The organism is Paenalcaligenes sp. Me52 (assembly GCF_050487965.1).
Taxonomy (GTDB): domain Bacteria; phylum Pseudomonadota; class Gammaproteobacteria; order Burkholderiales; family Burkholderiaceae_B; genus Paenalcaligenes.
This window is the reverse complement of record NZ_JBKQFO010000001.1, coordinates 1,033,420-1,059,767: the sequence shown is the minus strand read 5'-3', so window position 1 is coordinate 1,059,767 and position 26,348 is coordinate 1,033,420. Positions and strand designations below refer to the sequence as shown.

24 protein-coding genes are annotated in these 26,348 nt (G+C 49.6%); 17 read left to right on the top strand and 7 right to left on the bottom strand.

From position 1 onward, the window contains the following. Positions 1-20: 20 nt before the first annotated feature. A complete protein-coding gene (locus ACLO87_RS04925; RefSeq protein WP_135866593.1) occupies positions 21-962 on the top strand; it encodes a hypothetical protein in 942 nt (313 codons plus the stop codon). 50 nt (positions 963-1,012) lie between these two features. On the opposite strand, the gene ACLO87_RS04920 is transcribed toward ACLO87_RS04925, so the two are convergent. From ACLO87_RS04920 to ACLO87_RS04910, 3 genes are all read right to left on the bottom strand, one after another. After that, positions 1,013-2,197: a YncE family protein gene (locus ACLO87_RS04920; RefSeq protein WP_135866591.1), complete on the bottom strand. Its 1,185-nt coding sequence runs from the start codon at positions 2,195-2,197 to the stop codon at positions 1,013-1,015. A 207-nt stretch (positions 2,198-2,404) separates the two neighbouring features. Beyond that, on the bottom strand, positions 2,405-3,277 hold the full coding sequence (locus ACLO87_RS04915) for a prohibitin family protein (protein WP_135866811.1): 873 nt from the start codon (positions 3,275-3,277) through the stop codon (positions 2,405-2,407). 271 nt (positions 3,278-3,548) lie between these two features. Beyond that, on the bottom strand, positions 3,549-5,522 hold the full coding sequence (locus tag ACLO87_RS04910; RefSeq protein ID WP_135866809.1) for a ligand-gated channel protein: 1,974 nt from the start codon (positions 5,520-5,522) through the stop codon (positions 3,549-3,551). Between the two features lie 305 nt (positions 5,523-5,827). Here ACLO87_RS04910 and ACLO87_RS04905 point away from each other — a divergent pair, with 305 nt between their 5' ends. Beyond that, a complete protein-coding gene (locus ACLO87_RS04905; protein ID WP_430222927.1) occupies positions 5,828-7,918 on the top strand; it encodes a TonB-dependent receptor domain-containing protein in 2,091 nt (696 codons plus the stop codon). Between the two features lie 119 nt (positions 7,919-8,037). On the opposite strand, the gene ACLO87_RS04900 is transcribed toward ACLO87_RS04905, so the two are convergent. Then, positions 8,038-9,291 carry a class I SAM-dependent methyltransferase gene (locus tag ACLO87_RS04900; protein WP_430222926.1) on the bottom strand — a complete coding sequence of 418 codons (1,254 nt, stop codon included), beginning with the start codon at positions 9,289-9,291 and terminating at the stop codon, positions 8,038-8,040. 192 nt (positions 9,292-9,483) lie between these two features. Between ACLO87_RS04900 and ACLO87_RS04895 the strand changes: the two genes are divergently transcribed. From ACLO87_RS04895 to rpmG, 3 genes are all read left to right on the top strand, one after another. Beyond that, positions 9,484-10,698, top strand: coding sequence for a multidrug effflux MFS transporter (locus ACLO87_RS04895; protein WP_430222925.1), 1,215 nt, complete (start codon positions 9,484-9,486; stop codon positions 10,696-10,698). Positions 10,699-10,869: 171 nt separating this feature from the next. After that, positions 10,870-11,106, top strand: a complete 237-nt coding sequence (gene rpmB, locus ACLO87_RS04890; RefSeq protein WP_135865095.1) for a 50S ribosomal protein L28 — start codon at positions 10,870-10,872, stop codon at positions 11,104-11,106. A 33-nt stretch (positions 11,107-11,139) separates the two neighbouring features. Then, entirely contained in the window at positions 11,140-11,307 is a 168-nt protein-coding gene (gene rpmG / locus ACLO87_RS04885; protein ID WP_135865097.1) for a 50S ribosomal protein L33, read from the top strand. A gap of 94 nt (positions 11,308-11,401) precedes the next feature. Here rpmG and ACLO87_RS04880 read toward each other — a convergent pair whose 3' ends face one another. Continuing rightward, positions 11,402-12,169: an AraC family transcriptional regulator gene (locus ACLO87_RS04880; protein ID WP_135865099.1), complete on the bottom strand. Its 768-nt coding sequence runs from the start codon at positions 12,167-12,169 to the stop codon at positions 11,402-11,404. 97 nt (positions 12,170-12,266) lie between these two features. On the opposite strand from ACLO87_RS04880, the gene ACLO87_RS04875 reads away from it, so the two are divergent. The 12 genes from ACLO87_RS04875 to ACLO87_RS04820 all read left to right on the top strand — a co-directional run bounded on the left by ACLO87_RS04875 (position 12,267) and on the right by ACLO87_RS04820 (position 24,606). Next, complete coding sequence (locus ACLO87_RS04875; protein ID WP_135865108.1) at positions 12,267-13,406, top strand: MFS transporter; 1,140 nt, start codon at positions 12,267-12,269, stop codon at positions 13,404-13,406. Between the two features lie 118 nt (positions 13,407-13,524). Continuing rightward, the gene (gene leuS / locus ACLO87_RS04870) at positions 13,525-16,182 is read left to right on the top strand and encodes a leucine--tRNA ligase (protein ID WP_430222924.1); all 2,658 of its coding nucleotides are present in this window, start codon (positions 13,525-13,527) and stop codon (positions 16,180-16,182) included. A 5-nt stretch (positions 16,183-16,187) separates the two neighbouring features. Then, positions 16,188-16,844: an LPS-assembly lipoprotein LptE gene (locus tag ACLO87_RS04865; RefSeq protein ID WP_135865102.1), complete on the top strand. Its 657-nt coding sequence runs from the start codon at positions 16,188-16,190 to the stop codon at positions 16,842-16,844. A gap of 1 nt (position 16,845) precedes the next feature. Next, positions 16,846-17,910 (top strand): DNA polymerase III subunit delta, encoded by a 1,065-nt coding sequence (holA, locus tag ACLO87_RS04860; protein ID WP_430222923.1) that lies wholly within the window; start codon positions 16,846-16,848, stop codon positions 17,908-17,910. Between the two features lie 122 nt (positions 17,911-18,032). Beyond that, complete coding sequence (locus ACLO87_RS04855) at positions 18,033-19,271, top strand: glutamate-5-semialdehyde dehydrogenase (RefSeq protein WP_430223723.1); 1,239 nt, start codon at positions 18,033-18,035, stop codon at positions 19,269-19,271. Positions 19,272-19,283: 12 nt separating this feature from the next. Continuing rightward, complete coding sequence (locus ACLO87_RS04850; protein ID WP_430222922.1) at positions 19,284-19,700, top strand: CopD family protein; 417 nt, start codon at positions 19,284-19,286, stop codon at positions 19,698-19,700. A 9-nt stretch (positions 19,701-19,709) separates the two neighbouring features. Continuing rightward, on the top strand, positions 19,710-21,356 hold the full coding sequence (locus ACLO87_RS04845; protein ID WP_430222921.1) for a THUMP domain-containing class I SAM-dependent RNA methyltransferase: 1,647 nt from the start codon (positions 19,710-19,712) through the stop codon (positions 21,354-21,356). Positions 21,357-21,457: 101 nt separating this feature from the next. Next, a complete protein-coding gene (locus tag ACLO87_RS04840) occupies positions 21,458-21,592 on the top strand; it encodes a hypothetical protein (RefSeq protein WP_278249020.1) in 135 nt (44 codons plus the stop codon). Between the two features lie 110 nt (positions 21,593-21,702). Continuing rightward, positions 21,703-22,242 carry an RDD family protein gene (locus ACLO87_RS04835; RefSeq protein WP_430222920.1) on the top strand — a complete coding sequence of 180 codons (540 nt, stop codon included), beginning with the start codon at positions 21,703-21,705 and terminating at the stop codon, positions 22,240-22,242. A 42-nt stretch (positions 22,243-22,284) separates the two neighbouring features. Further along, on the top strand, positions 22,285-23,202 hold the full coding sequence (hslO, locus tag ACLO87_RS04830) for an Hsp33 family molecular chaperone HslO (protein ID WP_135862903.1): 918 nt from the start codon (positions 22,285-22,287) through the stop codon (positions 23,200-23,202). A 2-nt stretch (positions 23,203-23,204) separates the two neighbouring features. Then, positions 23,205-23,585, top strand: a complete 381-nt coding sequence (locus ACLO87_RS04825) for a diacylglycerol kinase (protein WP_135862901.1) — start codon at positions 23,205-23,207, stop codon at positions 23,583-23,585. Between the two features lie 97 nt (positions 23,586-23,682). After that, complete coding sequence (locus ACLO87_RS04820) at positions 23,683-24,606, top strand: TadE/TadG family type IV pilus assembly protein (RefSeq protein ID WP_430222919.1); 924 nt, start codon at positions 23,683-23,685, stop codon at positions 24,604-24,606. Here ACLO87_RS04820 and ftsB read toward each other — a convergent pair. Further along, complete coding sequence (gene ftsB / locus ACLO87_RS04815; RefSeq protein ID WP_430220434.1) at positions 24,603-24,887, bottom strand: cell division protein FtsB; 285 nt, start codon at positions 24,885-24,887, stop codon at positions 24,603-24,605. The two genes, ACLO87_RS04820 and ftsB, sit on opposite strands and share 4 nt — an antisense overlap. Before the next feature lie 50 nt (positions 24,888-24,937). Then, entirely contained in the window at positions 24,938-26,224 is a 1,287-nt protein-coding gene (gene eno / locus ACLO87_RS04810; protein WP_135862895.1) for a phosphopyruvate hydratase, read from the bottom strand. Between the last annotated feature and the right edge of the window lie 124 nt (positions 26,225-26,348).

Sequence of the window (26,348 nt, the reverse complement as noted above, 5' to 3'; positions counted from 1 at the left end):
TAGCTGCCCTATTCCCCACTATGCAAATCACATCCCTACAGTTGGGCGTTGATATCGCCACCAGCTTGGCCATTCTTGCATCCGCGATTACCTTCTTGATTAATCAGCGACTGAAGAACAGAGAGACCAAACGTAGACAGCTAGATGAGTCGGTGCGCGCTGTCACCGTGAATGAGTTTCAGGCAGCACTGGGCACACTCTCTACGCTATACATCAAGCAGATTGTGGTGCAGGCCTCGCCACTGCATAACGCAACGAGCCGTGGCACAGAGAAGCTGTCTGCCATGCTGGAAAACCGTCCCGAATACCTAGACACATTAAAGCAGTCACTTAAAAACACCTCGAACAACATCAGTGATTTTTTCCACACTATTTGTGCTTACAACTATCAAATCACGCCATTGTTAGACAGCATTGAGGATGGTCAAAAACAGATTACTGAGTTTAGAGAGGGGTTAGCGCAACTGATGCATAGCTATAACCACCTAAACGCCAGCCATATGGCGTTGCTGGATGAGGTTTGTACCTTAGCCACTTACTGCCACGAGCATCCTATTGAGTCAGCTGATCAAGATGTTCTGCGCCAAATGGTACTCTCGATCTTGACAGATACCGACTATAGACAGTGGGTAGATTCTTTCATCCCTGCGGGCAAAGAAGACCTGTATTGGCAGCACATTAGTCAAAAAGACTTTGGTGAACACGCCAGCTTGCTCTCTCAAGTACACACAAATTTGCTACAGCACTTCTATACAGAGCCTAATCTGATGAAAGCTCAAGTGCTGGGAATTGCCTACCACGCTACCAGCCAAGCACGACAACACTGTAAAGATTTTCTTATTAAGATGTCGGCGTTGAACTACTGGTTGATACGTAAAGGTGGCAGCGATGAAACGCTAGAAGACGTGATTGCACGCTACCGCAGCCCGGATGTTTTTGCTGCGACGACTGAAATACGCTAATCAAAAATAAGGCCCCGCGTGGGAGTTCACGATCGGGGCCTTTGCTTACATCAACGAACAGGCAAGTTCACTTTGAGTAAACGCTCTTTTGCACCCGCTACAAAATCACCTGTAGACGAGTTAGGGCTATACACTTCTTTCAGCCCCACAAACAACTGATTGTTGTCGCTATCCAAAGCCATTTCATTAGGCAGTGGCCCTATAGTAAATTGACGGCTCACTTGGTAGTCTTTGCCGTTGATCACACTAATAGTACCCGCACGGAAATTCGCTACATACGCTTGGTCGCGAATAGGGTCGTAGCTGATGCTGATACTGCCACGGCCAGTGCGCACAAACGCCAATTGTTTGCCAGTTTTCAAATCAAACACATACACGCCATCATCCTCGCCTTCAGAGCGGAAGATATTGTGAGCGGCAAATACACGATTATTGGCACTGTCTACAGCCAACCCCAGAATATTAGTAATAGTTGGATCAGCTTTTGCTACATCTACTGAACCTACTACTTTGCGGCTAATAGGATCAATTTTGTTGATGAACTGGCCTGCGGTGTACAGCATTTTCTCTGCAGGATCGTAAGACAATGCATAACCCGTAGAAGGATAAGCACCCTCTACTTCACCGATCACTTCTAAGCTTTGTGGATCTACCACCAACAACTTATGCGTTTTCTGTTTGCCGGTTTGCTCTGAACTGGTAGAGCTGTACACCACAAACAGAGCATTAGCCTCTGGCACATATACCATGTGGCGCAGACCTTCGGTGCCCTCAAAACCTTCTGGCTGTACTTTCAAGCGCTCACCCGTTTGCTCCAACTCACCCGTTGTCACATTAATACGGCTGATACGCAAAGGCTTGTTCTTACCATGCCCAACGAACAACTTATTATTGGCGGTGTCTTGAGCCAATGAAAAAGACTGATGAGGCATCGCTGTTTTCCAACGAGGCTCCATAGTCTGTATATCAAACGCATACACAAAACCCAGATCGTCACTCGCTTTGGCTCTGTCTATCACAGCAGTCATCACTAACGAGTTTTCTGGATTCACCTGCACTTCATACAAACCTTCACCAGCATCCTGCAAATATCCCACTTGCAGAGCATATTCTGGGCTAGGCATCGGTGCGGGAGTGACCGCTAATGCAGGTTGAGAAAAAACACCACACAACACAAATGCTGTGCTACACAACCATTGACGCGGCAGACTACGCACGGATGATGCGACAAACATAAACTTCCTTTAGCTATATCAAAAATCTAGGTACATACACCTCTAGCAAAGATTATAAATGATAATAATTCTCATAACCATGTTTTTTAATAATAAATTACACCACATCCTACAGACATAAAAAATGGGAATAATGCCACGCCTTAACGTTTGCATTACTCCCATCTACTCACACCCACACAGCAGGTGTGATTACTCTGTTGCGACTTATCTCACACCGATAAATGGCAAGGCTGAGCCTGGCACTTGTGTCGTTGGCAAGGCACCATCCCATTTTTCTGCAGCAATCAAATCCACCAAACCACGGTTGGCGGCCAATGCACGACCACGGGCCTCAATCGCTTCCGCTTCCGCATCACCGCGCATACGGATGGAATCTGCTTCTGCCTTGGCATGCTCACGTTGTGCATCAGCTTCTGCTCTGGCTTGCACTACACGAATATTGGCTTGAATTTCTGCTGTTTGCTCTTGCTGGCGTGTGGTTTCAATTTGCACCTGCGCCAACATACGCTGTTCAATAGACTGTTCGTAAGCTTTAGAGAAACCCACCTCTTCCACCTGCACACCCACCACTTGCACAGGCGCATCACGCATCACGGCAGACACCGCTTGCACTGTTTCTACGCCCAGCTTTTCACGTTCCTGAATAGCACGTGCCGCTGTAAATTTACCGAATACGTTTTTAGCTGCATCCGGAGTACGACGCTCAATCACACGAGCCTGTAAATTTTCCAGTGTGCCGTATTCACTGTACAAATCAGCCACACGATCAACAGGTACACGATAGGTAACGGAAACCTTCATATTGGCGGGCTGCTGGTCAAATGAGTAGGCTTCCAGTGGCATGGTTACGTTGTGATCACGTACAGAAATAAAGCGCACAGAATCCAATATTGGGGTCTTAAACCCTAAACCTGGTTCAGCCACATTCACAATTTTCCCGTTACGTAGCACTACACCACGCTCACCCTGGTCCACCTGAAAGAAGGCATCAAAGGCTACCAACATCACAACGACAAACAACACTGCCACCACACCGAGAAAGCCCAACACTTTCCCAGACTTCGCCTGGATACTCATTATTAATCCCTACTTACTTATGTTTTTTATAAAAAATGGCCCATAAACCCTTGGCCAACAAATAGGCTACTACCGCAGCCCCTATAACGATGAAGACTGTTTTCATACTCCACCTATCACGCAAAAAAAACGTTCCGCTGCGATCATACGAAGCTCACACCTATATGACAAGCCGCTTTTGCAGAAAATAACGCTTACTGCTCAGCTTACAAATTAAAACAAAAAGGCATGCAAACTCTGCATGCCTTTTGTCTTCTTAGCCTTGTCGTACTTAGAAACGTACGCCTAAGCCTAACCAGTAACGGCGACCATCTTCTACGTATTCGTAGTCATCGTAGGTCACTTGTTTATCAAACACGTTATAAATACCGGCATACAAGTCTACGTTTTTGTTTAACTTGTAGCTCGCACCCAGATCCACAAAGGTGTAGGACGGTGCTCTGAAATCAGACGAAGAAGCAGTCAACACCGGCTGGCTTTCTTTACCACGGTAGTTCAAGCGCGCCCATGTATTGATTTGCTCTGTCGGTGTCCAGTCCACACTCACGCTCGCCATATGCTTAGGCAATTGGTTCAGAGGCTGACCTTCATTAGGACCACTCTTCTGTTTGGAGTGGGTGAAGGTGTAGGTACCTTTCAGCGTCCAGTCCTCAGCCATATCCCAGCTGAAGTTGGTTTCAATACCACGAGTAATCGCTTTATCTACGTTCTCGTAAGTGGTGGGGTCTGAACCAAACTGGTTAGGGCCATCCGTACACTTGGTAGCTGGACACGCCACACGAGTGATCTTGTCTTTGAAATCATTATTAAACAGAGTCGCACCAGCGGAGAAACCTTCCAAGGTGTCATACATCACCGACAACTCTTGAGATACCGATTTCTCAGCTTTCAAGTCCGGGTTACCGTACATGTTGCCACCACGGCTAACCTGTCCCCAACCCGCTACGGTTTGACGCAAGTCTGGCGCACGGAAACCAGTAGATACACCACCTTTCACTGTCCAGAAATCATTCACAGACCACACGCCATAAATACGTGGGCTAAAGTGCTCACCAAAGTTTTCATCGTGATCAAAGCGCAAGCCACCAGTCAGCGCAAAGCTGTTGGTTAAGCTCCATTCGTCTTCTACGAACAATGCCCACTGTGTACGATCAATTTTCTGGATGCCGGTCTTCAACTGATTACCGGTTTTATCGGTCAGTTTCTGGTACTGATACATACCACCTACTGTCAGCAGGTGATCACCTAGCGGAACTACCCACGACGTACGAGCATCGGTGTTTTTGATGCGCATAGAGCGAGACTTATTGTTAAAGTCCTCTTGCTGCACATAGCTATCCGATGTAGCAAAACCCCAGTCACCATTATGTGTCAGCGAGGCCTTCTCACCACGGTAATCAGTTTCAGAACTGCTAGGACAACCGTTACGACCGCAAGGTGTTGTCGGGTCTACCGTTTTGCCCAGCGTGTTGTTGTACTGCTGGCGTTTAGAGCTGCCTTCCAATACAAAGCTATGATTGGCTGATGGTGTAAAGCTTAGCTTCGCACCTACTTCGTAGGCATTACGTTTACGGTAACCGTTGTAGATATTATCTTCATCGCGGTGCGTGTACTGACCGTACATTTGCAAGCCCAACAAACCCTCTTGAATAGGGCCGCCTACCGTAAAGTTACCTTGGTTAATATCACCTGAACGGCTGTGCGATTGCAAAGTAGTGTCTAAACGGATAGAACCGCCCCACTGCTCTGGTACTTTACGAGTGATGATGTTGATCACACCACCCATGGCGTCAGAGCCATACAACGACGACATAGGGCCACGCACCACTTCAATACGTTCAATCTCTGACAATGGAGGAGTCCAACCGCCCTCTACACCTGAAGAATCCGAGTTAGTACGTGTTTCAGTAGAACTTTGACGTTTACCGTCAATCAAGATTAGCGTGTATTTAGAGCTCATACCGCGAATGCTGATATCGCGTCTGTCACCACCACCGGTCACGATCACGCCAGGCACATCCTGCAACGCATCGTAAGCATCGCGATAAAACTTGTTTTCTAAGTCTTCACGGGTGATCACAGAAATGGAAGCTGGTGCTTCCTTGATGTCCTGCTCAAAGCCAGTAGCCGTCACCACGACGGAATTCAGCTGAACTGCACGATTTTCTTGAGCCACAGCTCCGCTGGCAACAAATACACCAGCCACGAGTAGCGGCAAACGCTTGACGGTAAATATAGATTTCATTGACCACTTCCAATTTTTTTCTGGGTTTAGCCTTTGCTGTTGGCCTTCTGCTCTTTTGGCAGCGTTCCTCTTACAGCGGAACTAATGATACCTATTCTCATTCCCAATTCAAATCAAGAACTTAGTATTAGTAACAATAATGAGAATAATTCTTAAATTAGTAGTGGAAAAGCTACGATACCCCTCTTTCTTCAAAGGAGATAAAAAACAACTCTGAATGAAAACGATTTGCATTTGTATTTTCATGTTAATAGAATCTGTGTCACAAATTAATACAGAAATCTATCAACAGGGAAGTTAATCAAATGTCACACCCTACCCTTGCCCTCACACCCAACACCGTGAGGCAACTGCTTCGTTTCGCCCTATTGGGGGCCACTGCATTAAGCACCACTCAGCTCTATGCCCAAACAGTGACAGCAGAAACCGAGGAGACTAAGCAGGAAGCAACCGTCAGCCAGTTGAACAACATTGTGGTGACAGCCACAGGTACCGACGTTGATATCAAAGATGCGCCGGCTAGCATCAGCGTGATTACCCGCGAGGAAATCGAGCGCAAGCCTGTTTCGTCACTCGCTGAAATACTGAGCACCCTACCCGGCGTGACTGGCGGCTATGCCTCTACTGGCGCACAATCCAAGATCAAATTGCGTGGTCTGCCTGAGGCCTACACCTTGATTCTGGTTGATGGTAAACGCCAAGGCTCTTCTGCCCATACCAACTATCGTCCTGACTTAGGCCAGCAAGACATAGACTGGATCACCCCCGAAATGATTGAGCGCATCGAAGTGGTGCGTGGCCCTATGTCATCGCTATACGGTTCAGATGCGATGGGTGGTGTGATCAATATCATTACCAGAAAAACCTCTAAAGTATGGAGCGGTAGTGCTTCTAGCGACTACAGCAAACCCGACAGTTCCAAACGTGGCGATGAGTTCAAACTGGGCATGAACTTAAGCGGCCCTATTAGTGAAAATCTGGGCCTACGTGTGGGCGGTAGTGTGTCTCGTCGTTCGGCCGATGATCTGGCAGGCGGTTCTTCTGGTAGCCGTAAACAAAACGCCAACGTATTGTTGAACTGGGATATCACTGCAAACCAGTCCATCTCTGTTGAAGCAGCACAAGGCGTACAGCGCTCACTGGCTTCCTCCGAAACCAATGCCAATGGCAACCCCGTAGTGAGCGCATGGGGCTCATCCAAACTGGTACACACTTACTACGGCTTGAGTCACAACGGCACCTATGGTCAGTACTCGTCCAAACTGAACCTCTATCACAATAAATACGAAAACAAAGGTAGCTCGGTAGGCAGCAACTCCAGCGAAACTGTTTTTGATGGCAGCGTGGATATTCCCTACACGCTAGGCGTAGATGGCCTACTCACTACTGGCTTCCAGTGGAAACGCGAAGAGTTAGATAACGCCGATACTATTGGTGGTTCTAGCGGTGTAGTCACAAATAGCTCATCAAAACTCAATCGTAACAACTGGTCTGCCTTTGCTGAAAGCCAATCGTACTTGTTAGATAACCTGACTATGACCATGGGCTTACGTCTAGACCATGACTCCAAGTTCGGCTCGCACTGGTCTCCTCGTGGTTATCTGGTGTATCACCCAACCTCCAACTGGACTGTTAAAGGTGGTGTATCCCGAGGCTTCCGCGCCCCCAACCTGAAAGAAAGCTCTCCGAATGCCGCCACGCAATCTGGTGGTAACGGTTGCCGAGGCTTAGCCGGTATGGGCTGGAACTCCAGCAGCACCAACGCTGATGGATCCCGCGGTTGCTACATGATTGGTAATGCCAACCTGTCACCCGAAACCAGCACCAACTATGAGCTGAACATTGGCTACGACTACGAAGGTTGGGCCGCTGAAGCAACGTACTTCCATACCGACTTCAAAAACAAAATTGATTACCAGCCGCTGGGCTACATCAATGGCTACTGGCTAACTCGCATGGAAAATGCACAAAAAGCCAGAACACGTGGTTTGGAAGCCAGCGTCAGAATGCCTATCCTGCCTAACTTGAGCTGGAACACCAACCTGACACGCATGTTCGAGTCCAAGAACCTGACCACAGGCAACGACTTGTTGGTAGTACCTAAAATGACCGTGAACTCCAATATCAATTGGCGCATCACGGACAAATGGTCTACCAACTTCAGCGCTCAATACATTGGTAAGCAGTTAACCATGCCTGCCCCAGGTGCTCGTGGTGGCCCAACTTTCGCGGGTGGCTACACCACTTACGACTGGACCACGCACTACAACGTCAGCAAAGACCTGACTTTACGCGCTGGTGTGCTGAACCTAACCGGTAAGAGCACGTTAGAAGGTGACAACAACTACGACAACGGCGACCGCGTCTACTTTGTTGGTCTAACCACTCGCTTCTAAAATCTGGTAAGTAAATAAAAGCCCCTATTTGGATAACCAAACAGGGGCTTTTTAACGCACTTTTCTTACTCTATCCTTCAAGCGCTTCCACCACAGGTAGTAGTGGAGAAAAAGACGCATTACTTGTAGATGTAGTCTCTACGCCATGGGTAAGCCAAGTCAGCGGGATTATCCAACTCATCTGCTCGCCCTGTAGGTGTATGTTGTGCCAACACCTGATGCAGCGCAATCCAACCGTACTCAAACCCCATTGCACATCCTGCTAAATAGACACGGTATGCTCGCAATGACTTCAAGCCCTGCTCACCCGACAAAATAGTACTGGCTTCGCTGAGTTGCTCTTCTAGCGCATCACTCCACGCCCACAATGTTCGAGCGTAATGCGGACGTAGGTTTTCCACATCTAGATCTTCTAACCCACCCTCGGCCAAATGACGCAACACATAGCTAATGTGGGTCAGCTCACCACCGGGGAAGATGTATTTCTCGATGAACTCGCCCATACCAGCACCTAGCTGATCGTGCTCTACCCCACCCGAGGTAATACCATGATTCAGTATCAAGCCGCCGGGCTTCAACAGGCTGCGCAACGTAGAAAAGTAGCTGCCCAATTGCGCCCTGCCCACGTGTTCAAACATGCCTACAGACGCAATTTTGTCGAACTCTCTGGTGCCTACCAACTTACGGTAGTCCAACAGCTCCATGCGCACTCTACCACCCAAGCCTTTTTGTTCTATCAACTTGTTTACGTACGCATGCTGGTTCTTGGATAGGGTAATACCCGTGGCATCAACATCGTAATGCTCCGCTGCCCACAGCAGTAGACCACCCCAACCTGCCCCCACGTCTAAAAATTGCTCACCAGACTGTAATTTCAATTTTCGGCAAATATGATCTAGCTTTGCTTCTTGTGCTTGCGCTAACGTGAAATCCTGCTCTTTATAGTAGGCGCATGAATACACACGCCGTGGATCTAGCCACAACCCATAAAAATCATCGGATAAATCGTAGTGGAACTGTATCTGCTTGGCATCGCGCTCAAGCGTATGTCGCCAGATGGAACGTAAGCGACTGATCAGTCCTGTAAATGCACCAGCTTTGGCTTGATTAATAGGGGTGTCAGGCAAAATAGCCGCTGCGGCTATCATCAGATCACGAATGGATCCTTTGAAATCAAAGGTTCCTTCTACATATGCCTCACCCAGACTACCTACTTGCCCCGTTGATAACAACGCTAAAGTGGCCATATCTTTTACATGCAGAGCCAACTGCGCGTCTTCTGGCCCCACTCTGCTGCCGTCTGGCAACGTAAGACTCACCACTACTGGCAACTTTGCCAGTTTTGACTCAACCATCGCTGAAATAGAGCTCAAACCCGCCTCCCAAGTTCTGTTTTTAACTGAAGAATGCGTTACGCCTGCTACCTCTATGGCGCCTCGAACACTACAGCCTCGTGCTACACTTGGCCGCAGCATCTATGCAGAATTACTGTAGCATCTAACTCTGCTTTTGTGCTCTCCTTCCTCGGTGTGTACGTCTCTTTCACCCTCCTCAAGCCTATCTACATGTCTGCAGCATCTTCTCGTTCAAGCCTCAATAAAAACATACCTAAATGGTTGATACTACTAGGATTGCTTACTGCCCTTGGCCCCTTAGCCATTGACATGTATTTGCCCGCATTTCCGTCTATTGCGCGTGACTTGAACACCACGGAAGGCGATGTAGAACGCACACTTGCTAGCTATCTAATTGGTATTGCCTGTGCACAACTAATCTATGGCCCTGTTGCCGATAGATTTGGCAGAAAAATCCCTTTAGTTTTTGGGGTTACCCTGTTCTCACTAGCATCATTTGGCTGCGCACTCAGCACATCCATTGAAGAACTCAGCATGTGGCGCATTGTTCAAGCCTTTGGTGGCGCAGCCGGTATGGCTATTCCACGCGCTATTATTCGCGACAAATTCGAAACCCGTGATGCCGCCAAGGCGCTCTCCATGATTATGCTAGTGATGGGAGCCATGCCCATCTTGGCGCCTATTATTGGCGGGCAGTTACTACGTTTAGGTAGTTGGTCATTAATTTTTGTACTGATGGGTGTTGCCAGCCTTTGCCTATGCATTGCGACTATTGTTAGCCTGAAAGAAAGCCTGACACCAGATCGAGTCAACCCTCTACGCCCTGGATTCATCGCACGCACCTATGTAGAGCTACTAGGTGATCGTAGCTTTATCTTTTACAGTCTAGCTGCAGCCTTGGGCTCAGCAAGCATGTTCGCCTACATCAGTGGCTCAGCGCGCGTATTTATCAGTCAGATGAATATAGACCCCGCCTACTTTGGCCTGTTGTTTGGCTTGAATGCGCTGTCATTCATCATTGCATCGCAATTCAGCGCACGGTTACTGAGCCGCTATACACCATCACAGTTGTTGTTGGCAGCTGAAAACACATTAGTGGGCTTCATTTTTATTTCACTTGCCCTCACGCTAGTGGGATGGATCAATTTGTATAGCTTAATGTTCTGTTTGATGGGCTTTATGGCGAGCTTGGGGTTCATTTACCCCAACGCCTCAGCACTAGCCCTCAACAAACAAGGACATCGCTTAGGCATTGCCTCGGCCTGCATGGGCACACTGCAAATGTTGGGCGGTGCATTAGCGGGTTTGTCCATGAGCGTCTGGCATAGCGACAATGTGCTTCCTATGGTGAGCGTATTGGCCTGTTGTGCCTCTTTGTCGTGGCTTTCAAGCCGCATCGCTCACAGACTCAATCCGGAAACTTGATTTAGCAGCTTTATTCATATTAGAATATTCTGCTTTAGAACGATTTTATTAGTCCTGCAGTTTTTGTTTGGGCTTTGAAGTGCTTAAACCGCGTTACTAACAGTTCAGCATCTCTTATTTTTGACTGGCTTATGGTGCGGTAGCCGAATTAGACTCTTAAGGGGTATTACCATGGCACGCGTATGCCGAGTTACCGGAAAAGGCCCAATGTCGGGCAACAATGTTTCACACGCTAACAACAAAACTAGACGTCGTTTTCTTCCAAACCTGCAATCCCGTCGTTTCTGGGTTGAAAGTGAAAACCGTTGGGTTCGTCTGCGTCTCTCCACTCAAGCTGTTCGTCTGATCGACAAAAACGGCATTGATGCTGTATTGGCAGATTTGCGCGCTCGTGGCGAACGCGTTTAAGCGTTAGCCTGCACTGATTAAAAGGAGCCCATAATGGCCAAAGGCATTCGTGAGAAAATCAAACTGGAATCCACAGCGGGTACCGGTCACTTCTACACAACAACTAAAAACAAACGTAATACACCAGAAAAAATGGTGATCAAAAAGTTTGATCCAGTTGTACGTAAACACGTAGAGTACAAAGAAACACGACTGAAATAAGTCTGTTTCGGTACGGTTCACCCCGTATCCGTGAGCTACTACGGCACGAAAAAGCTCTGTTTTCACAGAGCTTTTTTTGCGTCTATCGCTTCCGCTACCCCTTAAGGTACTCTCTGGGTGTACTGCCCAGCATCCCTTTAAAAAATGCTACAAAGGCACTTTCACTCTGAAAACCCAACATTGTTGCGGTATAGCCGTAGCTTTTACCAATCGCCAATAGCTCTATAGCACGCACCACTCGCCACTGCTGCCGCCACTGCTGATAATTCATACCTGTTTCTTTACTGAAAATACGGCTGATGGTTCTTGCACTCGCTCCAACCTCCTGTTCCAGTTCCTGCAATTCGGGTGGCAAACGCTCCGGTTGATCCACAAGCATCTTCAACCGTCTATCGCGCGGCAACGGCAATAATGTAGGCTGCCTAGACGCCTCACGCATTTCATACAAACATAAGCCCAATAAGTGCGCATAGCGCCCTTCTGACCAATCTTGATCAAAAGCAGCCTGCGCCATAGGCTCAAGCACCGCCGCTAATAACGGACTCACCGTTATCACACATACCGTTGTGCCTAATGCGTAGCTCAACTCATTAGAGAAATACAACGAACGGTAATCCACCACCTCTTTCATCACTGCTCGGTGAGCTGTTGAGGGAGGAATCCATGCCGCACGCGATGGCGGTAATAAACACACTTGATCCTCCAAGGTAATACGTATGCAACCCTTACGCGCATAGAGCAACTGCCCACGTCCATGCTGATGCACACCCGAGTCATGCTGACCCAACGTGGCCGCTATACCCACCACATCTGCCTTATGCGCATCCGCATCAAAATAGTCATTCGCTTGCAACCAGGCCATTTGTCTTATTTCATTGATAAATTGTCATTAAATCGATAATAGGACAAACAAAAAATACTCACAATACGGTCATTACTTTTTATTTACACAAAAAATGATGACCACAAACAAAGCCCCTCTTGCGCTATTGATTGTGTTGCTAATGTTTCCACAACTGGCACAAACACTATATAGCCCCGCCCTCACCGACTTCAGCAAAGCCTTTAATGTGCCTGCAGAAGCCGCCTCACAAGCCATGACTGTGTATTTTCTAGCCTTTGCCGCCGGCGTTATGCTGTGGGGCTACGTGAGTGACAGAGTTGGCCGCCGACCAGCTATGCTGGCAGCCCTGCTGCTATACAGTGCCGCCACAATCGCGGCTCTGATGGTGAGTTCTTTCACTCAGCTATTGCTGACACAAGCCGTCGCCGCCATAGGCGCTGCCGCTGGCTCAGTCGTTAGCCAAACCATTTTGCGCGACCATTACAAAGGCCCTGAACTGGCCAAGGTTTTTTCATTGGTAGGCATGGCATTAGCACTTAGCCCCGCGATTGGTTTATTTACTGGCGCTGGACTAACACGCTGGTTCGGTTACAGCGGCGTGATGATCAGCCTGCTGACTTTAGCCATAGTGCTTGTCAGTTGGAGTGGCGTATCACTTGCTGAAAGCCGCCCTGTAAATCAAGCCAAAGTCTCGTTTTATAAAACGCTACGCACAATGTTGATAGACCTAAACATTTGGCGCTCCGCCTTGTTAGTCGCTGCATTTAATATTGCTTTGCTTAGCTATTACGCGATTGGCCCATTCTTGTTTCAACGCGCGGGCTTAGATGCTGCCCTGTATGGATACAGTGGTGCCGCCTTAGCTGCTGGCTCCGCCCTAGGAGCATGGCTAAATCGACAACTCTTGCAGCGCCATTACACCAGCAACCAACTACAAGCTCTAGCCGCGTTCTTAGTTGCGATAGGTGGTGCTGGCGTGCTCGTATTACAGCAGTCGTTGTGGCTCTTAGCCCCTATGACCGTCGTTGTCATCGCCTTTGGCATGGCTATCCCTAACGTTTTGGGCCAAGCTCTCACAGCCTATGCCGGGCAACTAGGTAGCGCCGGCGCGGTATTCGGGTTGATGTATTACCTACTAATAGGCTTTGGTTTATTACTCACAGGTTGGTATCAAGCGCTGGGCTACACCATTTTGCTATGCGGCCTGCTCTGCTGCCTACTATGTGGCTGGCCACGCCGCACCTTAAGCCGCTAACGGGGGCGTCTACCGGGTATTAGCACAACAAAAGCACACATATCTGGTCGCTCCCCCTGTCCACCTTGATAATGCAGCATATAATGAGGGTTTGCCCACCATTTTTTTGGTCATATACATGCAGGAACGTTATAGTCACACCGAAGTCGAGCATCGCGCCCAGGAAAACTGGCAATCACGCGATGCATACCGTGTCAGTGAACATGCCACGAATGCTGATGGATCGCTAAAGCCCAAGTTTTATGCGTGCTCCATGCTACCTTACCCAAGCGGTAAGCTACACATGGGCCACGTACGTAACTACACCATCAACGACGTAATGGCTCGCCAGCTACGCATGCGTGGCTATAACGTGCTAATGCCTATGGGCTGGGATGCTTTTGGTATGCCCGCTGAAAACGCGGCTATCAAATCCAAAGTCCCGCCCGCAAAATGGACATACGACAACATCGCTTACATGAAGAAGCAGATGCAGTCCATGGGCTTGGCCATAGACTGGTCCCGCGAAATGTGTGCGTGCGACCCAGACTACTACAAGTGGAACCAATGGCTATTCCTGAAAATGCTGGAAAAAGGCATTGCCTACCGCAAAACTCAGGTAGTGAACTGGGACCCTGTAGACCAAACCGTACTGGCTAACGAGCAAGTTATTGATGGTCGCGGCTGGCGCTCTGGTGCTCCCGTTGAAAAACGTGAGATCCCTGGCTACTACCTGCGCATCACCGATTACGCTGAAGAATTGCTGGATCACGTACAACACAAACTGCCAGGCTGGCCTGAGCGTGTACGTCTGATGCAAGAAAACTGGATTGGTAAGAGTGAAGGTGTACGCTTTGCGTTCACACACGACATCAAAGGCGACGATGGCAAACTCATCCAAGATGGCCGCATGTATGTATTTACTACACGCGTTGACACCATCATGGGCGTTACCTTCTGCGCGGTGGCTCCTGAGCACCCGCTGGCTAGCCATGCCGCACGTAACAACCCAGATCTGACTGCTTTTATTGAGCAATGCAAACTGGGTGGCACATCCGAAGTGGATATTGCCAACCGTGAAAAAGAAGGTATGCCTACAGGCCTGTTTGTTACGCATCCATTAACTGGCGAACAAGTCGCCATCTGGGTGGGTAACTATGTATTAATGAGCTACGGCGACGGCGCCGTTATGGGCGTACCTGCTCACGACGAACGCGACTTTGCTTTTGCGCTGAAATACGATCTGCCTATCAAGCAAGTTATTGCCGTAGAGGGCAAAGAATACAGCACCACTCAATGGGACGACTGGTATGGCGACAAGCAACAAGGCCAAACCATTGAGTCGGGTAAATACAATGGCTTAAATCATAAAGCTGCTGTAGATGCAATTGCTGCTGACTTGAATGCTAAAGGCTTGGGTGAGAAACAAACCACCTACCGCCTGCGCGACTGGGGTATTTCCCGTCAGCGTTACTGGGGTACACCTATCCCTATCATTCATTGTGAGTCCTGCGGCCCCGTACCCGTGCCAGAGAAAGATCTGCCCGTCGTACTGCCTGAGCACCTGATTCCTGATGGTAGCGGCAACCCGCTGAACAAAGACGAAGCCTTCCTGAAATGCGCTTGCCCATCCTGCGGCAAGCCAGCACGTCGCGAAACCGACACCATGGATACCTTCGTGGATTCCTCCTGGTATTTCATGCGCTATGCATCGGCTAAAAATCCTGATGCCATGGTAGATGCTCGCAATGATTACTGGATGCCAATGGACCAGTACATCGGTGGTATTGAGCACGCCGTATTGCACTTGCTGTATGCACGTTTCTGGACCAAAGTCATGCGTGACTTGGGCATGCTCAACTTTGACGAGCCCTTTACCAAGCTGCTGTGCCAAGGGATGGTTCTGAACCATATTTACTCTCGCCGCACCGAAAAAGGCGGTATTGAGTATTTCTGGCCTGAAGACGTAGAAGACGTACACGACGCCAAGGGTGCCGTGATTGGTGCCAAACTGAAATCTGACGGCTCTGCTGTGGATTACGGTGGCATTGGCACCATGTCCAAATCCAAAAACAACGGTGTAGACCCACAATCACTGATTGACAGCATGGGTGCTGATACAGCCCGTTTGTTTGTGATGTTTGCCAGTCCTCCAGAGCAAACGCTAGAGTGGGCAGACTCTGGTGTAGACGGTGCTAACCGCTTCTTGCGCAGACTTTGGTCGTTTGTACACAAACACAACGCCAACTTGCGTACAGGGTTGCAACAACCAGTTGACGCTGCTGGCCTTAGCTCTGCTGCGAAAAAACTGCGTTTAGAAGTACATGGTCTGCTGAAACAGATCGAATACGATTACCAGCGCATTCAATACAATACCGTGGTTTCCGGCTGCATGAAAATGCTGAACACGCTGGAAGACGCCACACTGGAAAACACTGCTGCTGATCACAGCGCTCTAGCTGAAACCACCTCTATCTTGTTGCGTGTGCTCTACCCCGTTGTGCCACACATTTGCTGGTTACTCTGGAATGAGCTGGGCTACGCTGCCCAACACGGCGACCTGCTGGATACCGCTTGGCCTTCCGTTGATGAAAAAGCACTGATTGCTGACGAAATCGAATTGCCATTGCAGGTAAATGGCAAATTGCGTGGCAACATCACTGTTGCTAATGGCGCCAGCAAAACAGACATAGAACAATTGGCTGCTGCACATCCTGCTGTTGCTAAGTTCTTAGAAGGCCGTGAGCCCAAGCGCATCATTGTGGTGCCTGGTCGTATGGTCAACGTTGTAGGATAACCCTCATGGCAAACCTTCACTCCATGTCGTTCTTTTCTGCCAGACAACGCGTCCTCTGGGTGGGGGTTTGCTTAATGGCGGTCATGCTGCTTAGCGCATGTGGTTTTAAGCTGAAAGGCGCGACACCGCTACCGTTTCAAGTGATGTATACCAACATCCCTGAAAACTCAGCGTTCGGCTCTCAGCTTAGACGTGTACTGCAAGCCAATACCCCCGGTTTGCAGTTCGTTAACGACCCAGCCCAAGCACAAGCTCAACTGATTCAGTTAAGCAACCAACGCCTCACTCGTGAACTGGCGCTGGATCCTAAAGGCCAAGTGGAAGAATACGAGTTGACCGTTAGACTGCAATATCAGTTAAGCGATGCTAGTGGCCACTTGATTATTCCTCCCACTATTTTGCAAACCGTACGTGACATGCCGTACAACCCTGATGCCGTACAGGCTAAACAGGGTGAGATCGCCACGTTGTTTGCTAGCATGGAGCAATCACTCATCGACCGACTGGTACGTCGTTTGACGGCCCCCGATGTGGCTGAACGCTTCCGCAATCCGGACGATTTACCGTTGGCACCTGAACTACTGGCTGATCCTAACCAGCCACAACAGTTGCCACCAGAAGAACTTCTGCTGAACAACATCCCAACTACTGAGGTGTTCTAGTATGGGGCAGACGCTAGATGCTGATGGCTTGCAGCGACTGCTGCAGGCGTCTGCAACGCCGTTAGCGCAATGCTTTGTACTCTGTGGTGATGAAATCCTGCTACAGGTAGAAAGTGCTGATACCATCCGTGCGCGAGCTCGCGAACAAGGCTATGTGGAACGCCACCGCTTTGACATGGATGGTCGCAGCGACTGGGCTCCAGTATTTGCCACCACACAGACTGTTTCCTTGTTTGGCGACAAACAGCTAATAGAAATCAGCATTCCCACTGGCAAGCCCGGTAAGGCTGGCGGCGACGCCATACAAGAACTCAGCACCCAGTTAGCGAATCAACAACTACCTGACTCGCTCTTTATTTTGCAGCTCCCCCGCTTGGATCGCGCCACCCGCAACAGCAAATGGGCTCAAGCTCTGGCGAACCAAGCCGTATGGGTAGATGTTCCGTTGGTAGAGCGTCGCGCACTGCCAAACTGGATACAGCAACGCTTAAAACGCCAACAGCAACACGCCGAGCCTGAAGCACTGGAATGGCTGGCCGAGAAAGTGGAGGGCAACCTGTTAGCGGCCTTCCAAGAAATCGCTAAATTGGGGCTGTTATATCCAGAAGGCGCTCTCAGTATAGAAAATGTGCAAACCGCTGTACTGAACGTTGCGCGCTACAACATTTTCGATTTACGCGACGCCATGCTTGCCGGCCAAGCACAGCGCGCACTGACCATTTTGCGTGGCTTGCAAGGTGAAGGCGAAGCCCTACCCTTAGTGCTGTGGGCTGTAGGTGATGAAATACGTTTACTTGCACGCCTAGCCGCTTTACAAGCCAGTGGCGGCGATGTCTCTGCTGCCATGCGTGCGAACCGAGTCTTTGGCCCCCGCGAACAACTGTTGCGCCAAACCTTACAACGCACACCGGCCCGAGCGTGGCCACAAGCATTGAAACACGCTCACGAGATAGACAGGCTGATTAAAGGGCTGGCTCCTGCTGATTTACTGGATGATGCATGGGAAGAAATGGCCCGCCTCACCCTACGCATAGCCTTAGCTGGACAACGCGCCACACGCCCCTAACGCTCACTGTCATACTACGATATAGTAACGAGTAGGCACCCGCCTAATCTTTAGTGAATCACACGTTTATGTCTGCCCATACCTCTACCTCTTCCGCTCAGCAGTCTACTCTGCAAGAGCACATGAACCTATTGGGACAACAAGCCCGACTCGCTGCCCGTTTGATGCGCAGCGCTTCTGGTAGCGCCAAAGCCTTAGCGTTGCGCAGCATGGCCGACGCCATCCAAGAGCAAAAAGCCCAACTACAAGCTGCTAATGCTTTGGATATTACTGCAGCACAAGAGCGTGGTTTAGAGCCCGCTATGCTGGAACGCCTAAAGCTGTCTGATCGCGCCTTGGAAATCATGGCTACTGGCTTGCGTCAAATTGCTGACATGCCAGACCCAGTAGGCACGGTAGGCCCTAGCACCACACGCCCTAATGGTATGCAGGTAGCCCAAATGCGTGTACCACTAGGTGTTATTGGCATCATTTACGAATCACGCCCCAACGTCACTATAGATGCGGCTGCGTTGTGTTTGAAATCAGGCAACGCCACTATCTTGCGTGGCGGCAGTGAAGCCTTTCACTCCAACGTTGCCCTAGGGAAAATCATTCGCCACGGTCTAGACGTTGCTGGTCTACCCGCTGACGCTGTACAAGTGGTAGACACCACAGACCGTGCTGCGGTAGGCATGATGGTGCGCCTCACCGATTACATTGACGTAATCGTTCCTCGTGGCGGCAAAGGCCTGATTCAACGCCTAAACGAAGAAGCCAAAGTACCTTTGATCAAGCACTTAGATGGTAATTGCCATCTGTACTTAGATAAAGCAGCCGATCCTACTAAAGCACTGCCTATAGTGATCAATGCCAAAACCTATCGCTATGGTATTTGCGGCACTACAGAAACCTTACTGGTGCACAGTGATGTAGCACCTGCCCTATTACCCGATATCGCTAAAGCCCTGTCTGATAAAGGCGTGGAGCTGCGTGGTTGCGAGCGCACCTGTGCCCTCATTAGCCAAGCCATTCCAGCCACCGAAGAAGACTGGGAAACCGAATTCTTGGCACCGATTTTGGCCGTGCGCATTGTGGATTCACTAGATGAAGCCATGGAACACATCAACCGCTACAGTTCCGAGCACACCGAATCCATCGTCACCGAAGATCTGCACGCTGCACGACGCTTCCAACGCGAAGTAGATTCCAGTTCGGTTTATGTGAATCTGCCTACCTGTTTTGCAGATGGTTTTGAATATGGTCTGGGCGCCGAAATTGGCATTTCCACCAACCGCTTGCATGCTCGCGGCCCTGTAGGCTTAGAAGGCCTGACCACACAAAAATGGGTACTAATGGGGGATGGCCAGCTTCGTGGCTAAACGCGCATGTTAATGCTCTGGACTAAAGTTTTTCATATTCTTTTTGTGACGTCCTGGTTTGCAGGGCTGTTTTATCTGCCTCGCATTTATGTGAACCTCGCACAATCACAAGAGCCGGCCGCCACTACCGTGCTACTGGGAATGGCTAAACGCTTATACCGTTTCATGTTCCCGCTGGCCGTGCTAACCATTGCCACCGGTCTTGTACTATTTCTGTATTACGGCATAGGTACCGGCCAAGGCTGGATTCATGCCAAGCTGCTGTTAGTCGCCATACTAGTTATTTACCATGTCTGGTGTGGACGACTGTTGCAACACTTTCAAGCGGGTACTAACCGTCATTCGCACGTGTACTACCGCTGGTTCAACGAAATTCCTGTACTGCTACTGCTGCTGGTGCTGATACTCGTTGTACTAAAACCTTTTTGATCTTCCTACATGTCAGAACAAGACAAACCTAAAAAAACGCTGTCACTCAAGAAAACCACTACGGCCGACGTAGACCCCGCTGCGCCCCCAAAACTGCGCAGTGGCGCACGCGCCAAAGTGGCATTGAACAGACTGCGTCAACAAGCTGCGGATACGCCTGCTCAAGAAGAGCCTACACGCCCAACATCGCGCTCCGCAGCAAGCAAACGTCCAGCAGGCCGCTCTAACAGTGGCCCACAAGGCGACAGAGACCGTTCAGACCGTCCTCGCCGCCCCGCAGCAGCCGGTGAACAACGAGATCGCTCTGAGCGTCCCAGTCGTCGCCCTACTGAGGGAGCATCCTTCAGCCGCAATGATCGCAACGAAGAACGCCCTCAACGACGATCAGCTGCTTACGATGCCCCAGCACGTACACGCAATGATGATGAGCGCCCAACTCGACGCCCTCACCCGCGCGATGACGCTCCTCGCTCAGGCGGCAGTTTCCGACGCAAACCTGAGTCCGGTTTCTCTACCACTCAACAATTTCCTGTGTTTGCCCCTTGCCCACAAGGCATGGAAGAAGTACTGGAAGCCGAATTGCAAGCATTGGGCTATGAGAATGCCAAAATGGGTAAAGGTGGCTGTCATTTCACCACCGACTGGCAAGGCGTACTAAAAGCCAACTTGTATTCCCGTATCGCTACACGCATTTTGATACAACTGGCCAAAGCCCCTGTACATAACGAAGACGATATTTATGCTTTGGCCCATGCCACACCATGGGAGCAATGGTTTGGCCCGGATGACACCTTACGTGTAGACACCTCCGCCATTCGCAGCCCTATGCAAAGCTTGCAGTTCTGCAACCTGCGCACCAAAGATGCGATTTGCGACCGCTTACGTGAACGCGAAGGCGCTCGCCCCAGCATTGATACAGTACGCCCCGACGCTAAAGTACATCTATTCTTAGATGCCACCAGCGCTACGTTGTACTTGGACACCAGTGGCGAGTCCTTATTCAAACGTGGCTGGCGCCACAACAAAGGTGAAGCGCCTTTACGTGAAAACTTGGCCGCTGGCCTGTTAGCACTATCAGACTGGGACCCGTCTGCCCCATTAATGGATCCATTCTGCGGTAGCGGTACCATCTTAATTGAAGCTGCATGGATTGCCTTGGGAGCCCCTCCCGGTATCTGGCGTCCTTTCCACTTTGAACGCCTACGCATACACGATGACCGTATGTGGCGCGATCTCAAAGAAGATGCCCGCTCGCGTATTGCCCCTAAGCTGGAAGCACCGCTAGTAGGTTACGACCTAGATCCAGCCGTCATTGATGCTGCCAAACGCAACTTAGAACGCGCTCACCTTACCCCTGACACGGTACGTTTCGAGGTAGGTAACGCATTAGAAGCTCTGCCTATAGCCGAAGAAGGCTGGCTGATCAGTAACCCACCTTACGGTGAGCGTTTAGAAGGCAACCAAGAAGCCTTCTGGCGTGATTGGTCCGCTTGGTTGAAACAACACTACGCCGGTTGGAATATCAACGTTATCACCAGCGATCTCACCCTGCCCAACCAAATGCGCCTCAAGCCAAAACGCCGTATTCCCCTGTATAACGGCTCGCTGGAATGTCGCTTGTTCTCATTTGAAATGGTCGCTGCCGGGTATCGGTAACAAAGCATAGCGGTTGTACAACAACTGCTTTCATAAGACTTGGCGAAGTTAAGGGTTAACCCTATAATAGGGTTAACCCTTAACCAACTGTGAGTACTATCATGACTCATTACAACGCTCAAGCTGCTATGTCCGACGAACTGGAACGCCAACTGCTAAACGAAGCAATGGCAGAGCAAATGCGTTTTCGCCCATTGTTGGCATTGAAAAACCTGTTCCGTTTCTTCTTCAAGTAATCAGAACATGGATGTTTGGGTGACAGTAAATTGCTATTGTCACCACACTCCCTTTAGTGCCATATTTGCGGGATAATAGTGTCTTTACGCTTATTAGGTTACACCGTGTAATGGCCTCCTCAGCAGTACCCGTTTCGCTTCCTGTTCCTAGCCGTCGCCGCCTCTTTGCCTCCATGATGTATGAAAGCATTTTGCTTTTCGGCATCGTTTTTTTGGTTGGCTTAATTTTTGACTACGCGACCAAAAGCTATCACGCTCTGTATTTGCGGCATAGTCGGCAATTCCTCATATTTCTCGCTATTGGCCTCTATTTCATGTTGGCATGGCGTCGTGCGGGCCAGACTCTCCCCATGAAGACTTGGTATATCAGGCTGGAAACCAAACAAGGTACCAAACCTGGCTATGTGCAGTTGCTGCTACGCTACCTCTTGATGTGGCCCATCCCTTTGGCTTGTGCACTGCTTGTACAGTACTTGTCCACGCTAACCGGTTATGCCTCCACGGATCTTCTTATTGTTGCCGCTCCTTTCAGTATTTTTGTATGGAGCTGGTTCGACAAAGATGGGCTTTTCATGCATGACCGCCTAGCCGGTACGCGTTTGGTAGACCTGCAAGCTCGAATCACCAAACAACAAGCCAAGACAGCCTAACCTCATACGTATTCACTGCTTTACCCCATTCTGAGCATTTTCATGAACGACGAGTTAAAAAAATATCTATTTGCCGACCGTAGCACCAGAGTACAAACCGTCTATGTAGAAGAAGCCTGGCAAACAGGCTTAGAGCATCAAACCCTACCTGCTGCTGTACGCACTCTGCTTGGTGAGTTGACTGCTGCTGCCATTTTGCTGGCCAGCAACCTAAAGTTCGACGGCTCGTTAGTATTGCAAGTTCAAGGGGATGGCCCCGTAGCATTGCTCGTTGTTGAATGCACGGCCGACCTGAATATCCGTGCCACAGCCTCGTTGCGTGAGGATGCGGTCATTGCTGATCAAGCCACCATGCAAGAGTTGATCAACCAAACAGGCCAAGGGCGTTTCATTGTAGTGCTGGATCCATCCGCTCACAACCCGCACATGCAACCCTATCAGGGCATTGTGCCGTTGACTGGTGAAAACATTGCCCAAGCTCTAGAAGACTACATGCTGCACTCTGAGCAATTGGACACCCGTATTTGGTTAAATGCGTCTGACCATCGCTTAGTAGGCTTGCTGCTACAAAAACTGCCTGGCCAAGGCGGTACGCCAGCGGAAGCCAACGTAGAACAAAGCTGGGAACGTGCCCTGCACTTGGCTGCCACCATACAACCCGAAGAATTACGCGACTTACACCCACAAACTCTGATTCATAGATTGTTCTGGGAAGAAGAATTACTAGAACTAGAAGGCTTGTCCATACAATGGCATTGCCCTTGCTCCAGAGAAAAAGTCGCCAACATGCTGCACATGCTAGGCAAAGCAGAAGTCGAAGATATACTGCAAGAACGCGACGTAGTAGAGATCTCTTGCAACTTCTGCGGCAAACCCTACCAGTTTGATCCCGTAGATTGCGCCAGCCTTTTCATTGATAATCCAGATAATCTACAGTCTGGCGATAAAACCCTGCATTAAATATGAATTCTCCTTATAAAAGTAGCGGTGGTATGCAACGCGTATTTAAAGCCTTTATGTATTCCATACAAGGCTTGCGCGCGGCCGTCCAATATGAAGCCGCCTTTAGGCAAGAGCTTTTCTTAGCCATTATCTTGCTACCCACAGCGTTTTTCCTGGGCCGCAACATCACCGAAGTATTTCTACTGTGTGCCTGCGTTGTCATCGTCTTGATTGTTGAACTGATCAACAGCGCTATAGAAGCTCTGGCAGACAGCATCAGCCTAGAACACAACCCTTTACTGGGGAGAGCCAAAGATTTGGGCAGTGCCGCTGTACTGTTAAGTCTTATCCTCACTGGCGCATGGTGGTTATACGTGGTGTGTGACCGCTTCTTTTTCTAAGCAGTATTAGCCACGGCTAAAACCTGCCCTCGCCTCACTGAACGGCGATCTTTGCAGGAATACTGAATAGGCTTTTGTCTATTTCACTATTCCTGCTATGTCTTCCCCACTTCCCCCAGCTACTAAACAATCCGGTGCCAGCAGCGTAGAGTTCCTGCTAATGGCAACGGTAATCTGCACGCTGCTTGTAGTAGGCTACGACGCCACTCGCGCGTGGATGCTGCGCCAAGTATTGCTGCTAGCCCTTCAAGAAAGCAACAGAGCAGGCATTACGCTTAATCTGCAACCCAAAGCAATGCAGCAACAGTTTGATCGTACGGCTGCAGCGTGGTGGGGTTCTGAACAACGCCAACAACACTATTACCAACGCTTCTCATCGCGTTATGGGTTTGATGTATGGCGGCTTTGGCAGCTATCCCCCAGCGATCAAGACTTCTCTCAACACGAAGATAAAATCCTGACGCGACGCAGCAGCACAGGCTATAAACACATCAATACGCAGCATCAGCTAGTACAGCACTTGAATAACAAAGGTCGCCATACCCAGCAAAGCATCTTTGGCGCCAACACACTGCACACACAGTTAATCTTCTGGTATGAACCGTCCCTAGCATTTAGCCGCGCCCTGGTGCGTTTACTGTGGCCTACGGATACCAACACCTATCTGCAACAAGGTAAGGCGCAAGGACTGGTACCTATACGTCTGCATGCCAGCCTACCTATGCAAAGCCATCCCATACAATGGCCGCTGCCTGAGCACAGCCCTATACAGCGTGTCAGTAGCACAGCAATAGGTTCGCTCGCATGGCACCCAGAACTGCCGCGCAGCTTTATGTCTGGTGAGCACCAAAACGCCCCGCACACACCGGAAAAAGGAACAGGAACAGAAACACCTCCCTCTACACCCTCATCACCTGAACCCATCATAGATGAGCCCACGCTTACGCCTTCCGAGCCCACGGAATCCGGTGATTTACTGTCAGAAGAAACGGCCTGTAAAGGAGCTACGTGCTGCTATTAAGGCGTATTGTCTGGCGGCAGGATTTGCACATAGATTTCATTATTGTGCAGCAAACCCAACTCTGATCTAGCACGCTCTTCAATCGCTTGCGTACCACTTTTAAGATCTTGGACTTCAGCCAATAGCGCATTGTTACGCGCTTGTAGTGCAGCATTAATTTCTTGCTGTTCTTCTAGTCTGGCCTGCATATCATGCACCCGCTCCCAGCCACTCTTACCAAACCACAACGCATATTGCGTAACGAGGTTCAGCACAATCAGAATAAGCAGAAGCAGGCGCATGGGTGTTTCCTATAAGGGGAATGAGAGTGTACCTCATCCCCTTGTGGCGCTTAACGTAAGTTATAGAAAGCGCTACGGCCTGGGTAGGACGCTACATCAGCCAGCTCTTCTTCGATACGCAGCAACTGGTTGTACTTAGCCATACGATCGGAACGAGACAAGGAGCCTGTTTTGATCTGCATAGCGTTAGTCGCTACAGCGATATCGGCAATGGTGGAGTCTTCGGTTTCACCGGAACGGTGGGAAATCACCGCAGTGTAACCATGACGTTTTGCCATTTCGATAGCGGCGAAAGTTTCTGTCAGTGTACCGATTTGGTTGATTTTGATCAGGATGGAGTTTGCCACACCCAGATCAATACCTTCTTTCAGGATTTTGGTGTTGGTCACGAACAGATCATCACCCACCAACTGTACTTTTTTGCCCAGTTGGTTAGTCAGAATTTTCCAACCTTCCCAATCGTCTTCAGCCATACCATCTTCGATAGAGATGATGGGGTACTTATCGCACCAGCTTTCCAGCAGGTTAACGAATTCTTGTGCTGTCAGCGATACACCACCTTCGCCTGCCAGATGGTATTTGCCATCGCGGAAGAATTCGGAGCTTGCGCAATCCAGACCCAAAGCGATTTGTGAGCCAGCTTCGTAGCCCGCATCGTTGATCGCTTGCAGAATCATTTGGATAGCTGCTTCATGGTTAGCTACGTTAGGGGCAAAACCACCTTCGTCACCCACCGCTGTAGACATACCTTGTTTGTCGATGATTTTTTTCAGTGCGTGGAATACTTCAGCACCCATGCGCAATGCATCACGGAAACTACGAGCACCTATAGGCAGAATCATGAACTCTTGCATATCCAAGGTGTTGTTAGCGTGTGCACCACCGTTGATTACGTTCATCATAGGCACAGGCATTTGCATTGGGCCGCTACCACCGAAGTAACGGTACAAGGACAAACCTGAATCGTCTGCAGCAGCACGTGCTACAGCCATACTAGCTGCCAACATCGCGTTAGCACCTAAACGGCTTTTATCTTCAGTACCGTCCAAGTCGATCAGAGTACGGTCGATAAATGTTTGTTCTTGTGCGTCCAAACCAATCAACGCTTCAGAAATCTCTGTATTCAGGTTTTCAACAGCGCGCAATACGCCTTTACCCAAATAACGGCTAGCATCGCCATCGCGCAGTTCCAGAGCTTCACGCGCACCGGTAGAGGCGCCTGAAGGTACGGAGGCACGCCCCATTGCACCAGATTCTAGTAATACGTCACATTCAACGGTTGGGTTGCCACGTGAATCCAGAATTTCACGGCCGATAATATCTACGATAGCACTCATGTTTTGACAGTCCTGCTTTGGTGTTAGCGATAACGCTGATAAAAACGAACCGGATCTGTTGCTATTGCCACAAATCCGGCAAGAATGTTCATGCTGGTATAAGAATTATAAAGTACCTGACCCA